Source organism: Azospirillum sp. B4 (genome assembly GCF_000333275.1).
Taxonomy (GTDB): Bacteria; Pseudomonadota; Alphaproteobacteria; order Azospirillales; family Azospirillaceae; genus Nitrospirillum.
Genome location: NZ_BACU01000527.1, coordinates 120,573 through 132,896, shown reverse-complemented (window position 1 = coordinate 132,896; position 12,324 = coordinate 120,573). Strand labels below are relative to the sequence as shown.

Below are 12,324 nucleotides of genomic sequence, written 5' to 3'. Positions count from 1 at the left end.
CAGGGTGGCCGCGCCCCGGCCCAGGGCGCGCCCGGCGTTGAGCCAACGGGGGTTCACAGCAGCACCAGACCGGACAGCAAGGCCGAGAACAGGGCCGCCTCGAACAAGGCGGGATGCCAGACCGCGCGCCAGAAGCCGAAGGCCCCCAGCAAACCGCGCAAGGCCAGGAACAGGGCCAGCGCTGCGATGCCATAGCCGACGATGGGGGCCATGAAGATGCCGGCGACGTCCAGTTCGGCGATCACGGGGAAGAACCTCGATTGGAAGCCTGGAAAAGAAAAGGACGCGGCCCCGCGGGTCTACACCCCCTTGGCCACGTCCTTTTCCTCTTGCGTGGCGGCACCCGGCGGCCCGATGGGAGGGGGGCCGGCGGACACCACCACGAACGGGGGTGGAGGGAGGCGGAACCGGATCAACCGCCTGGATCCCCCCACCCCTGAACGGGGTAACCCGTCATCAGTTGGTCGACAGGGTCTGGGCCGTCATCGCAGCGTCCAGATTGTTGACGCAGGACATGAACTCCGAGGAGCCGGGCGAGACGCCGGCCAGGGCGCACGCCTGCTGTTCACGGCCGACCTGGGGCGCAACCTGCCCATGCTCACCCTTCGCGTGGATCAGGACGGCGGTGCAGGCGGCGAAGTCGGCGTTGGCCGGGTGCAGGCCCATCGCCTCACAGGCCTGGTGGATGGCGGGGGTCACCACCACCTCGGGCGCCGAGGCGGCACAGGCCGACAGGGGGGCCGCGACGGCCAGGGCGGACAGGGCGGCGGCGGCGACAGCGACCGACCGGGCGGAATTCTTCAGCGACGCGAACATCACAACATCTCCATCAATCAACCGGGCCGCGTCCTGTGAGGTACAACGCCTTCAGTCGGCGCGGTCGTTGGTGAGACGAACTATGCGCCCAGTTTTTGCGGTGCGTCTAATATATCGATGCTGCGAATTCGATATCTTTTTCATATGACTCGGCACCGCGCCGACGATCAGTATCCGTGATCGTCACCCCCCTCAGAAACTATTGGAGGGCGAGCGGCGCAGGCCCCCAAATATTCGGTGCCCGCACCCGGAAGGGGCCGCAACGACCAAGGGGCCGTTGACGCGTCCTGGGGCCACCCCCAGGGAGAGGGGCCGAACAACGGACAAGAACATGGTTAGAGAGCGAATTCGCCTGAGCGGCCTGCACGACCGCGTGATGAGCGCGGACCAGGCGGCCAGCCTGATCCAGGACGGCATGACCGTGGGCATGAGCGGCTTCACCCGGGCCGGCGACGCCAAGGCGGTGCCGCTGGCCCTGATCGCCCGGGGCAAGGCCGAGCCCCTGCACATCAACCTGCTGACCGGCGCCTCCCTGGGCAACGACCTGGACGGCATGCTGGCCGACGCCGGCATGCTGAAGCGCCGCCTGCCTTTCCAGGCGGACGCCCGCCTGCGCGCCGCCATCAACCGGGGCGAGGTCATGTTCATCGACCAGCACCTGTCGGAGATGGTGGAGCAGTTGCGCTCCGGCGCGCTGGGGCACCTGGACTGCGCCATCATCGAGGCGACGGCCATCACCGAGACCGGCGCCATCGTCCCCACCACCAGCGTGGGCAATTCCGCCAGCTTCGCCATCCTGGCCGACAAGGTGATCGTGGAGCTGAACCTGGCCCAGCCGGCGGCGTTGGAGGGCCTGCACGACATCTACATTCCCAAGCGCCGCCCGGCGCGTGAGCCCATCGGCCTGACCAGCGCGTCCGACCGTATCGGCGCCACCGCCATTCCGGTGGATCCGGACAAGATCGTGGCCATCGTGCTGACCAACCAGCCCGACAGCGCCACCACCCTGCAGGCGCCGGACGCGGACACGCAGGCCATCTCCCGCCACCTGATCACCTTCCTGGAGAAGGAGGTGCTGGCCGGCCGCCTGCCCCGCCACCTGCCGCCCCTGCAGGCCGGCATCGGCGCCATCGCCAACGCCGTGCTGTCCGGCCTGAAGGACAGCCCCTTCACCGACCTGGAGCTGTACAGCGAGGTGCTGCAGGACAGCACGTTCGACCTGTTCGGCGCCGGCAAGCTGGCCTTCGCCTCGGCCTCGTCCATCGTGCTGACGGCGCCGGTGATGGCCCGCGTCATGCCCAACATCGCCGCGTATCGCGACCGCGTCATCCTGCGCCCGCAGGAAGTCAGCAACCATCCGGAGGTGGTGCGCCGCCTGGGCCTGATCGCCATCAACACCGCCATCGAGTGCGACATCTACGGCAACGTGAACTCCACCCACGTCAACGGCACCCACATGATGAACGGCATCGGCGGGTCGGGCGACTTCGCCCGCAACGCCCAGCTGTCGGTGTTCGTCACCAAGTCGCTGGCCAAGGACGGCCGCATCTCCAGCATCGTGCCCATGGTCACCCACGTGGACCATACCGAGCATGACGTGGACGTGATCGTCACCGAGCGCGGCCTGGCCGACCTACGCGGCCTGGCCCCCCGGGAACGCGCCCAGGTGATCATGGAGAACTGCCTGCACCCCAGCTATCGCCCGCAGATGGCGGACTATGTGCGCCGGGCGGTGGCGCGCGGCGGCCAGACCCCGCATGTGCTGGAGGAGGCGTTCAGCTGGCACATCCGCGCGCGGGAAACCGGCAGCATGCTGGCCACCCCGGCGGCGCAGGCGGCGCTTTCCGCCTGATGCCAGACACCAGCGGCATGAGGGTCACCCTCATGCCGCTGAAGGCAACCCGGATGTTTGGGCATGATGGATTCCTATCAAGCCCTGCCCCCGGCATGAGGGAGCGTCGAACTGCCACATGGGAATGCTGCAGTCGGCCGGATAGGCGCTATCGTCGGCGTTCAAGAGGGCTTTCAATTGAACCACCATTTGTACCATCGCCCCGTGGCTCCAGACGGGCCTGCCGTCCAGCGACACGCTGGGCGACGGCGTGAGCCAGGCGGCTGCCTCAGGTGACGCCATCGGCGGCGGGGACGAAAGGCCTTCGGCGGGAAATCCACCAGCGGACGCGGGAGTGTGCCCGGCAGCCATTTCTTCACCGGGGGAGTCGGCAGCGGTTTTTCCTGGTCGGTCATGGCGTCTCCGGGGTGTCGTCCAGCCTGCCGGTTTTAGCCGCTGAAATCCCCCGGGCCCAAGGGCGCGGATACACGTCGCGCCGGGTGACGGATTCTGCCTTGGCAAGTCAGGCTTTCGTCTGCGGCGGGCACTGGATCTCGATTTATCATGAGAACAAACGAACGTCATTAAAAATGTTTGACGAATGAATTCCTTCGTGCGCTAATTTCGCTCCGCCTTAGCAGAATACGCCGATAGGAACTTATAAAATGACAAACGTTTATAGTTATCCTGAAAAGAAAACGGCCCGCGACGCACTGTTTGCGTTTGCCGTGAAAAGCCTTGAGAAAGAAGGATGGTCCGTCACGCGGGTGCCGAAGGGTGGCAAGGGGAGCCTTCGGCGCATCACCAAGGACGGGAAGAGCTACAATGTGTCGATCCGGACATCTCAGGATGCGTGGATTGCCTTCCCCCGCAAAGCGGATGGGGAGGGCTGGGTTACTTTGGATGATGTCGATTACGTTGTGGCTGTTTCGCTCAATGACCGACGCAACCCGACTAAGGCAAGCGTCCACATGATCCCGGGCAATGAAGCTCGCTCCCGGTTTGATCGGGCCTATGCGGCCCGCAAGGCGGCGCAGCATAGGCTTGCGGACGGTCGAGGTATCTGGGTGTCTCTCTACGACAAGGACGAGGCTGACCCGGTCAATCATGTCGGGGCCGGTATGGGGCTCGACTACGCGCCCTTGGCAGTTTGGGACCTTACAAAATGGGGGCTACCGGCCGGGACAGAAAAACTGAGCCAGGACGGGACTGACGATGGCGACGAGGATGAAGGTGGCAAGGTCAACGAAGACCACGAGCGTGCGCCGCTGACTATTTCCGAGGCAAAGCGACGGCTGGCGGAAACGCTGGGTGTGCCGGAGAGCGCCATCAAGATCACCATCGAGCACTAGGAAGACCAGGGTATGGTTCTCCGTACGGCCCGGACTTTTCTCGCGCTCCGCGTGTGCTCCGCGCGCGCGGTTTCGGCCGATAATCCGAGTTAGGGCGATATGGAAAATGCGGGAGGGGCGCCTGGGGCGGGGGAGGGGCGCAACCGGGGGTGGGTGGTGCGCCCGTCCGTCTGTTATGATGGCTGTCCCTGACCGATAGACGGAATACAGCGATGCCCAACCTGGCTGGAGACTTCTTTCGTTCGACCGTGAAGCCAACCGTCGATGAGTTCCTCACCAGCCACTTGGACATCCGCCGGGGACGGTTGGCGGCTATCGTCCTCTATCATATGGCCGATTATTGGACTGAAGAACGCCATGCAGGCAAGACGGCCAAAGAGAAACATGACGAGTTGCAGAAACTCCATAAGGAGTTAATTGGCAAGTGCCCGGGTTTCCAGCTGATCCGTGACGTTGCCGATGCGTCCAAACATGCCAAGCTCAATCTGTCTGGACAGAAAACTATACCCCGTGGCTTATCCTCATCCGACCAGATTACGGTTCAAGAAGGATTGTTTAATGAAACTTTTGGTTCATCTTCGTTCGTTCCAGAAATAACGGGCGAACTGGATGATGGGACGAAAAAGTCTCTAATTGAATCAGTAAGGTCTGTTCTCAGCATGTGGCAGTCGATGCTGACGACGCCATAGAGGAAACCCCTCAGCTCTAAGCGCTGAGCTTCTTCGATCGGCCGCCACGCTTGCCGTTCTCCTGGGCCGCCGTGGCCTTGGCCCCGCCCGCGTCCGGCCCCGGGGAGTGCTCAGCCATCCAGCGCTTGGACCCCAGGACATCTTCCAACAGGACGGGCACGTAGAGATCGGCATCCAGCCGGAGGAAATGCAGTCCCAGCCCGAACGTCTCCACCTCGATCCGCGCCAAGTCGGCCGTCGTCGCGCCGGCCAGGCGCAGGACCGTCGCGGGCGTGGCCATCGTGTCCAACACCAAGACCAAGGCCATCGTTGCGCCCCCAGCGGTTGAAGGCGCTTAAGACAACCTCAGCAGCTGGGCTTGGGCAGCGGCTCCAGCGCCACCAATTCGGCCCGCACCTTGAAGTCGCCGTAGTCGATCAGCATGGACTGCACGATGCCGTTGTCCATCAGCATCATGGCGGTGTCGTAGTCGGGCAGCGCCTGCTGGTCGTCATTGGGGAAGAAGGCCAGGTGCACGGGCCAGGCCTTGTCCTTGTGCAGGGCGGCCACGACGACAGCGTCCTTGGCCAGGGGCTTGGCCCGGCCGATGACGGCCGACACCGGCCCCGCCTCCTCCGCCTCCGATCCGTCGAACACCGGGCGGACGTAGACCGGCGCCTCGCCCCGGCGGGCCTGGTCGATCAGCAGCAGGGTGTGGGCGGTGGGGAAGACGGTGCCGGGCGCCAGCTGGACATCCTGCGGCTTTGGCTTCTCGAAATGGGCGACGCCGCCGTCCTCGCCCGACAGGGTGGCGACACCCTTCATCTCCTCATCCGGCTGGCCGGTGATCTGCTTGCGCACGTTGAAGCGATAGACGCTGCCGTCCTTGGCCTCCCACGTGGTGTAGCTGGTGGTCATCTCCTGGTCGTCCGCCTCGGAATAAAGGAAGCGGATCTGGAAGCGCTGCTCCGTGGTCCAGCCGCGGCAGACATCGTTCCAGGCGAAGTTCATGGCGCCGACCACGCCCGTGACCCGGCTGCCCTCCTTGGAGGAGGCGAGCGTCAGGCGGTAGGCCGCGCGGTGGGGGGACATCTGCAGGCCCAGCGCCGTCACCGTGGCGGCCATGGGGCCCACCGCCTGCGTGGGGGCCAGGGTGGGTGCCGACGGCGTGGACACGGGCGGGGGGGCCACCGCCGGCGGGGCGGCGGCCAGCGCCGGCAGCGCCAGAACGGCCAGGGACGCCAAACCCATGCTCACCAGACGTGCGCGCATTCTTCTCGTCACTCTTGCCACCTCATCCCGGGCGCGGTTCCCGGAACACCCAGCATGCCGCGTCCCGGGGGCCGCCGCCAAGCTTCTTGTCGTCGCGGGGTCCGGGCGGCCGCGCTACCGGCCCCACTCCCAGGTGATACGCGCCGCCCCGGCCGTTCTTGTCGCCACCGGCGCGTCCCGGCGCGGCCAACGGGCAGACATTGCCGGCCGCTTCTGCCGAAAGGGGGTCGGCAAAAACTGCCGCCACCCGGGTGCGGTCCGGTCCTGCAAAACGCGAACCCAATAATTCCAATGGTTTGATGGCCGGCACGGGCCTTGCGATCTCCCATACGCGTCACCCCCGACGCCCCAAACGGAGTAGCGCCCATGACCCCGCCGGACACCGCCCTGCCCCTGATGCCCGCCATCAACCTGACCCTGCCCCGGGGCCAGATGCCGGTCGGCCTGCGCGGGCCGGAGGCGGCGGCCAGCCTGAACCAGCTGCTGGTGCAGGAAATGGCCATGCGCCTGGCGGACGCGGAGCGCATCATCACCGAGCAGCGCGACCGCATCGACTATCTGGAAACGCTGAGCACCACGGATGAGCTGACCGGCCTGCTGAACCGGCGCGGCTTCCAGGTGTCCTTCCGGCGCGAACTGGCGGCCGCGCGGCGCGGCGGCCGGGGGGGCGTGCTTGTGATGGTGGACCTGGACGGCTTCAAGCGCATCAACGACGTGCACGGCCACCAGGCCGGTGACGCCTATCTGCGCATCGTGGCCCGCACCCTGGCCGACCATGTGCGCGCCCAGGACATCGTGGCCCGCCTGGGCGGCGACGAATTCGCTGTGCTACTGACCCGTGTGGCGCCTGAGCAGGGCATGCAGCGCGCCGAAGCGCTGTCCAGAATCCTGCACCAGGGCGCCCTGGACTGGCAGACCCACACCCTGCCCCTGAAGGCCAGCTTCGGCTGCCAGGCCTACGGCGCCGACGACCGCGAGGACGAGGTGCTGCACCGCGCCGACGTGCTGATGTACCAGACCAAGGCGGCGTCCAAAGCGGCTTGATGCCACCGCGCCCCGCGGGCGGGCCCGGTCGGGGCCGACAGCGGCATGAGGCCTGCCCCCATGCCGCTGAGACGACGTAGGCCGCGATCAGCCGGCCAGCTTGGCCGCCAGCTTGGCGACGTGGGCGCCCTGGAAGCTGGCGATGCCCAGTTCGGCCTCGGACGGCTGGCGGGAGCCGTCGCTGGCCGACAGGGTGGTGGCGCCGTAGGGCGTGCCACCCTGCACCACACCGAGTTCCCCCAGGCGGGGTTCGGCGTAAGGCACGCCAACCACCACCATGCCGTGGTGCAGCAGGCTGGTGTGGAAGGACAGCAGGGTGCTTTCCTGGCCGCCGTGCTGGGTGGCGGTGGAGGCGAAGACGCTGCCGATCTTGCCGATCAGCTTGCCCTGGGCCCACAGGCCGCCGGTCTGGTCCAGGAAATTGCGCATCTGCGCCGCCATCATGCCGAAGCGGGTGGGCGTGCCGAAGATGATGGCGTCATAGTCGGCCAGCTCTTCCGGGGTGGCGATCGGCGCCTCCTGGTCCAGCTTGGCATAGGCCTTTTCCGCCACGTCGCGGGGCATCAGTTCCGGCACGCGCTTCACCACCACCTCGGTGCCGGCCACGGACTTGGCGCCGTCGGCCACGGCGTAGGCCATCTTTTCGACATGGCCCCAGGTGGAATAGTAAAGGACAAGGATCTTCGCCATCGGTCAATCTCCAGGCGGGTTACGGGTGGCCGGCATATGCCACGGCCCCCGAAACCGGCCAAGGTGCGGGCCGTCTGAGGCAAGTCGCCGGGCAGATCTGGACAAGACGGGGGGGATGGCCTTCCCTACCCTCACACTCGCGACGGACCTGGTGTCGTGGATGCTGGGACATCCCCATCGGACGGTCCGCGCGGACAGGAGTAGTGAGGATAGGATTTGGAAACCCTCGAAGCCCTGCGCACGCGCCCCCTGAAGCCCGGTTTCGGCGCGGAAATCCTGGATGTCGACCTGAAGACGGCCACGCCGGAGGAGGTGGACCAGGTGGTGGAGACCTTCCACCGCTTCGGCGCCATCCTGCTGCGCGGCCAGGACCTGGACCCGGCCGGCCTGAAGGCCTTCCTGGGCCGCTTCGGTCCGCTGGAAGGCCACACCCAGAAGCAGTTCACCCTGCCCGACCATCCCGAGGTCTACATCCTGTCCAACAAGGTGGTGGACGGGAAGCCCATCGGCGCCCACAACGATGGCGTGGGCTGGCACACCGATTATTCCTACAAGGCCGAGCCGGTGATGTGCACCATGCTGTACGCGGTGGAGGTGCCGGATGAGGGCTCCGACACCCTGCTGGCCGACCTGTGCGCCGCCTATGACGCCCTGCCGGAAGAACGGCGCGCGCAGCTGGACGGGCTGAAGCTGCACCACAGCTACGAATACTTCATGACCAGCCGCCAGTACCTGCGGGTGGACCAACTGAGCCCCGAGCTGAAAGCCCAGAACCCGGACGTCATCCACCCCCTGATCCGCACCCACCCCGCCGACGGGCGCAAGGCGCTATGGGTCAGCACCGGCACGGTGAAGGAAGTGGTGGGCATGCCCAACCCCCAGGGGCTGGAACTGCTGGACGAGCTGGTGGCGTTCGTGACCCAGGACCGCTTCGTCCATGCCCACAAGTGGCAGGTGGGCGACATTCTGATCTGGGACAACCGCTGCACCCTGCACACCGGCACCCTGTACGACGACAAGAAGTACACCCGCCTGATGCATCGCATGTGGGTGAAGGGCGATAGGCCGTTCTGACGGCCCTTCCCTTTCGATAGGTTCGATCTCCGAAGACTGGCCGTGGGTGGAACTCCCACGGCCTTTTTCACGAATGGGCAAGCAATGACGACGAAGAAATCCCGTACCTGGCTGATCACCGGCGTCAGCTCGGGCTTCGGCCGGGCCCTGGCCCAGGCGGTGCTGGACCGGGGCGATCGGGTGTGGGGCACCGTGCGGAGCGAGGGCGATGCCGACGCCTTCCGCGCCCTGGCGCCGGATCTGGCCCGTGCCCCCATCCTGGATGTGACGGATGAGGCGGCGGCCCACCGCGTGGCGGCGGCGGTGGAGGCCGACGGCGGCGGCATCGACATCCTGGTCAACAACGCCGGCTATGGCCTGGTGGGCGGCGTGGAGGAAACCAGCCTGGCCGACGCCCGCGCCCAGTTCGAGGTCAACGTCTTCGGCGCGCTGGCGATGATGCAGGCCGTGCTGCCCTACATGCGCGGCCGCCGCGCCGGCCACATCGTCAACCTCACCTCCGTCTCCGGCCTGGTGGGCTGGCCCAGCCTGGGCCTTTATTCCGGCAGCAAGTTCGCGCTGGAAGGCATCACCGAGACGCTGGCGCAGGAGGTGGCGCCCCTGGGCATCAAGGTGACCATGGTGGAACCAGGCGGCTTCCGCACCGATTTCGCCGGCCGCTCGCGCAAGCGCAGCGAGGCGGACACGGACCGCCCCGACCTGGCCGCCGACTACGACGCCACCGTCGGCGAATGCAAGCGCATCCTGGCCAGCCATGCCGGCCACGAGCGGGGCGACCCCGCCCGCGCCGCCTTGGCCATCCTGAAGGCGGTGGACGCGCCCAACCCGCCCCTGCGCCTGCTGCTGGGCGAGGACGCGGTGGGTTACGCCACCGCCAAACTGACCCGCCAGCTGGCGGATATCGAGGCCTGGCGGGCGGTTTCGGTGGATACCGACTTCCGCGCCTGAGCAGGTTCCTCCAGATCGGGCCACACATGGCCCGGCCTGGAGAAATCCGCAGACTCTATAGTTCAGCAGATTTCCGAGCCCGCCCATGTGTGGGCGGAGTTCGGAAAGTCTGCTTAGAAGTGTGATCGGCGCAAGTGGTATCGGCTGAGCCGTGAATCCGCTCGCGGACAGACGCGGCCAAAGCCGGTTGCGGCCGATTTGACGTGGCGGGCTCACTCCCCCATCAGTGTGTCACCTTCAGGTCAATGCTGCGTTTCTGACCACCCGTGATCTTGCCCACCGCGTATATGGTGTAGGTGATCATTTCCTGGTCTTCAGACAGGTCACCAAAGGCGGAGACCACGAAAGTGGTCTTCTCCTCCGGCTCCAGCGCCGAAGTCCGGGACAGGTAGCGATAGGGGCCGCCCCCAATCTTCTCCGTCTTGAAGACACGGAAAGCGCCATTGTCGCCGACCCCGACATTGAACAACCCCGGGTCATCATCGAAATTGATGATGATGGCCGTTTCGGTAAATGCAATGTCCTCGATCCCAGACATTTCCACGATCAGCTTTTCCCCTTCCGGGGTCGAGCCGGGGAAGCTGGTGACGTCCGTCCCTTTGGCCAGGGAAATTTCGTGTGACCATTGCGGCAGCCAGTACCCCTGGGACGCCACCGCGTCTTCGAAGTTCCTCAGGACGAACTTCAATTCCCTGAGATCCTTTGGAAAGCTGTCCATCAAGGTCCGCATGAGGCGGATAGGATCGACACACTGATACGATGCCACGTCATTGAAGTCGCTCTGGATCAGGTAATCCATCGCGTCCTGACCCATATCCAGCCTTTCAATGGACTTCACGTCGTGCGCGGTCGCCTGGTTGGCGAGCAGGCAACTGGCCTCCAGCGTTTCGACCATCGTGTGGGCGCCGGAAATGCGACGGTCGTAGTAAAGCCGCCATAGCGCGAACAGGCCGGCGCAGATCACCACCTTTCCAAATTTTGGAAAATCCGCACCCATCTGTGCCTGCCAGAAGGCGATACCGCCAACGGTATGGCCCGACGCACCCGCCCAGAGCGGACATAAATTGTAGCGGTAGGTGATGGTGGCATCGTGCCATTCGTCCCGGTTCCAACTCCAGGTCAGGTCCCGGCCCACGTTCCTGAACCGGGGGACGTGGCTCTTGCCGGCCGCCCGCTGCACCCGATAGGCGCGTTCCCCCCTCTGGACCTCCGTCATGGCCGCTATATCAGGTGACACCATGGCGACGCGCTCCGACGGTTCCTTTTCCACGATCCCCAACTTGCGCAGATCGTTCATCAGGCACACGCATCGAATGACCGGGGGCAGCCGCCGCCAGGCATAGGCGCAGCGCGCGCTCAAGCTTTCGCTCGCAATGCCGCTGCCGGACAGATCCATGTCTCCCCGCCCCAGGGCGCTGTCTATCATCGCCCGCAGAAGGTTCAGCGCCGCCTGGCCGGTGATCCGGTCGGGCGAGTGCGAATCCGATGCGTCCTTGGGAAGGTAATAGCGGCCGTACTCCAGCGCGGCGACACCTCGCTGCTTGACATATTCCTCGATGGTTTTCTTCTTCGGCCATTCCGTGACAGTCGCCAGCATCCTGCGCTGCGAATCCAGAAACTCGGCACTAAGGCAAATTTTGAGCGCCAGTATCTTCTCCAGCTTGCGACCGCAAATGCTGGTCATTTCCCCAATGAAGGCCCGGGCCAGTTCAATGATGTCGTAACAGATGCGGCATTGATCACGGCTGGCCTTGTCCAGGCGCGGCATCTTCCACAGCAGGCCCGCCACAGCCTTCTTGCTGGACTCGTCCAGGAAGTCTGACTTGGTCCAATTCTCCACATACTGGAATGACGGGTCCAACGGCCGGACGCGGGGCGACTGGACCAGGTTGCCCACCATCGGGTGGGCCCAGTAGAAGAAAGTGGCCTTCATCTTGCCGGTCAGCGCATTCCCATCGGCGAGAATGTCGATCCCATACAACTCCTGGAATTTCGACACATAGCTCAAGCAGATCAAATCCTGCTTCGCGGCCTCCAACGTGGCGGCCAGCATTGCTTCCCAGGTGTCGTAAACCTCATTCCAGGAGACGATCGCGTACCCATCCTCCCGTCTGGTTGGGGGCCCGAAAGGGATGCGGATCAGGTCGAAATTGGTGCGCTGATCCGCCGGCAGGACAAAGAAGATCATGAACGTTGTTTCCCCAATTGACGGGAACCCGGGAGGCGAGGAGGGGGCCTAAAGCCGGGCCGTTCCGAAACCGGCGGGTCCCAGCCTGTAAAGCAAGACCAGGGTCGGCCCATCGGGCAGTCCCGTCGCGGGAAGGCCGTAGTCGATCTGGAATGCCTCGATCGGGTCACCGAGATCCTCCGCGGCGGGGGGCTCGGTACGGCCGCCGCAGTATCCCAAAGCCTGCAACCGCTGCCATAGCGCCAGAACGACCTCCGGCGGCAAGGTGTCCGCCCGGGTGTCCGAAGATTGGGCCGTGCCATTGATGAGAATCAGTCGTCGACGGACCATGATGGCCCCTTGCTGGTGGAGCCGCAGCCCCCGCGGCCAATCTGAATCCTAGAGGCGACGGACTTCCGAAACCCCGCAAAGTTGACGTTTTTGTCGGACGTCGCGCTCCCA

At 65.3% G+C, this 12,324-nt stretch carries 13 protein-coding genes; 6 read left to right on the top strand and 7 right to left on the bottom strand.

Annotation, left to right across the window (positions count from 1 at the left end):
• Positions 1-53 precede the first annotated feature (53 nt).
• Positions 54-245 (bottom strand): DUF1656 domain-containing protein, encoded by a 192-nt coding sequence (locus I55_RS23335; protein WP_044562974.1) that lies wholly within the window; start codon positions 243-245, stop codon positions 54-56.
• A 211-nt stretch (positions 246-456) separates the two neighbouring features.
• Complete coding sequence (locus tag I55_RS23330; RefSeq protein ID WP_044562973.1) at positions 457-816, bottom strand: hypothetical protein; 360 nt, start codon at positions 814-816, stop codon at positions 457-459.
• A 331-nt stretch (positions 817-1,147) separates the two neighbouring features.
• Between I55_RS23330 and I55_RS23325 the strand changes: the two genes are divergently transcribed.
• The 3 genes from I55_RS23325 to I55_RS35025 all read left to right on the top strand — a co-directional run bounded on the left by I55_RS23325 (position 1,148) and on the right by I55_RS35025 (position 4,688).
• On the top strand, positions 1,148-2,668 hold the full coding sequence (locus I55_RS23325) for an acetyl-CoA hydrolase/transferase family protein (protein WP_044562972.1): 1,521 nt from the start codon (positions 1,148-1,150) through the stop codon (positions 2,666-2,668).
• Positions 2,669-3,312: 644 nt separating this feature from the next.
• Positions 3,313-3,999, top strand: a complete 687-nt coding sequence (locus I55_RS23320; protein ID WP_044562971.1) for a hypothetical protein — start codon at positions 3,313-3,315, stop codon at positions 3,997-3,999.
• A gap of 212 nt (positions 4,000-4,211) precedes the next feature.
• Positions 4,212-4,688 carry a hypothetical protein gene (locus I55_RS35025; RefSeq protein WP_083901362.1) on the top strand — a complete coding sequence of 159 codons (477 nt, stop codon included), beginning with the start codon at positions 4,212-4,214 and terminating at the stop codon, positions 4,686-4,688.
• A 16-nt stretch (positions 4,689-4,704) separates the two neighbouring features.
• Here the strand turns inward: I55_RS35025 and I55_RS23315 are convergent, their stop codons facing one another.
• Together I55_RS23315 and I55_RS23310 are read right to left on the bottom strand one after the other, a co-directional pair.
• Entirely contained in the window at positions 4,705-4,995 is a 291-nt protein-coding gene (locus tag I55_RS23315) for a hypothetical protein (protein WP_049974420.1), read from the bottom strand.
• 38 nt (positions 4,996-5,033) lie between these two features.
• Positions 5,034-5,939, bottom strand: a complete 906-nt coding sequence (locus I55_RS23310) for a cell envelope integrity EipB family protein (protein WP_049974419.1) — start codon at positions 5,937-5,939, stop codon at positions 5,034-5,036.
• Positions 5,940-6,305: 366 nt separating this feature from the next.
• On the opposite strand from I55_RS23310, the gene I55_RS23305 reads away from it, so the two are divergent.
• Positions 6,306-6,983, top strand: coding sequence for a GGDEF domain-containing protein (locus I55_RS23305; RefSeq protein WP_085940088.1), 678 nt, complete (start codon positions 6,306-6,308; stop codon positions 6,981-6,983).
• Between the two features lie 87 nt (positions 6,984-7,070).
• On the opposite strand, the gene wrbA is transcribed toward I55_RS23305, so the two are convergent.
• Entirely contained in the window at positions 7,071-7,673 is a 603-nt protein-coding gene (wrbA, locus tag I55_RS23300; protein ID WP_044562970.1) for an NAD(P)H:quinone oxidoreductase, read from the bottom strand.
• A gap of 216 nt (positions 7,674-7,889) precedes the next feature.
• Here wrbA and I55_RS23295 point away from each other — a divergent pair, with 216 nt between their 5' ends.
• Both I55_RS23295 and I55_RS23290 read left to right on the top strand, forming a co-directional pair.
• Positions 7,890-8,747, top strand: coding sequence for a TauD/TfdA family dioxygenase (locus I55_RS23295; protein ID WP_044562969.1), 858 nt, complete (start codon positions 7,890-7,892; stop codon positions 8,745-8,747).
• Positions 8,748-8,831: 84 nt separating this feature from the next.
• Complete coding sequence (locus I55_RS23290) at positions 8,832-9,695, top strand: oxidoreductase (protein WP_044562968.1); 864 nt, start codon at positions 8,832-8,834, stop codon at positions 9,693-9,695.
• A gap of 223 nt (positions 9,696-9,918) precedes the next feature.
• Here I55_RS23290 and I55_RS23285 read toward each other — a convergent pair whose 3' ends face one another.
• Together I55_RS23285 and I55_RS23280 are read right to left on the bottom strand one after the other, a co-directional pair.
• Complete coding sequence (locus I55_RS23285) at positions 9,919-11,883, bottom strand: hypothetical protein (RefSeq protein ID WP_044562967.1); 1,965 nt, start codon at positions 11,881-11,883, stop codon at positions 9,919-9,921.
• A 48-nt stretch (positions 11,884-11,931) separates the two neighbouring features.
• The gene (locus I55_RS23280) at positions 11,932-12,213 is read right to left on the bottom strand and encodes a peptidoglycan-binding domain-containing protein (protein ID WP_044562966.1); all 282 of its coding nucleotides are present in this window, start codon (positions 12,211-12,213) and stop codon (positions 11,932-11,934) included.
• Between the last annotated feature and the right edge of the window lie 111 nt (positions 12,214-12,324).

Excerpts from the sequence above, each read along its gene's own strand:
- I55_RS23330 (WP_044562973.1), bottom strand. The coding sequence starts at position 816 with ATGTTCGCGTCGCTGAAGAATTCCGCCCGGTCGGTCGCTGTCGCCGCC.
- I55_RS23325 (WP_044562972.1), top strand. The coding sequence starts at position 1,148 with ATGGTTAGAGAGCGAATTCGCCTGAGCGGCCTGCACGACCGCGTGATG.
- I55_RS23320 (WP_044562971.1), top strand. The coding sequence starts at position 3,313 with ATGACAAACGTTTATAGTTATCCTGAAAAGAAAACGGCCCGCGACGCA.
- I55_RS35025 (WP_083901362.1), top strand. The coding sequence starts at position 4,212 with ATGCCCAACCTGGCTGGAGACTTCTTTCGTTCGACCGTGAAGCCAACC.
- I55_RS23315 (WP_049974420.1), bottom strand. The coding sequence starts at position 4,995 with ATGGCCTTGGTCTTGGTGTTGGACACGATGGCCACGCCCGCGACGGTC.
- I55_RS23310 (WP_049974419.1), bottom strand. The coding sequence starts at position 5,939 with ATGCGCGCACGTCTGGTGAGCATGGGTTTGGCGTCCCTGGCCGTTCTG.
- I55_RS23305 (WP_085940088.1), top strand. The coding sequence starts at position 6,306 with ATGACCCCGCCGGACACCGCCCTGCCCCTGATGCCCGCCATCAACCTG.
- wrbA (WP_044562970.1), bottom strand. The coding sequence starts at position 7,673 with ATGGCGAAGATCCTTGTCCTTTACTATTCCACCTGGGGCCATGTCGAA.
- I55_RS23290 (WP_044562968.1), top strand. The coding sequence starts at position 8,832 with ATGACGACGAAGAAATCCCGTACCTGGCTGATCACCGGCGTCAGCTCG.
- I55_RS23285 (WP_044562967.1), bottom strand. The coding sequence starts at position 11,883 with ATGATCTTCTTTGTCCTGCCGGCGGATCAGCGCACCAATTTCGACCTG.
- I55_RS23280 (WP_044562966.1), bottom strand. The coding sequence starts at position 12,213 with ATGGTCCGTCGACGACTGATTCTCATCAATGGCACGGCCCAATCTTCG.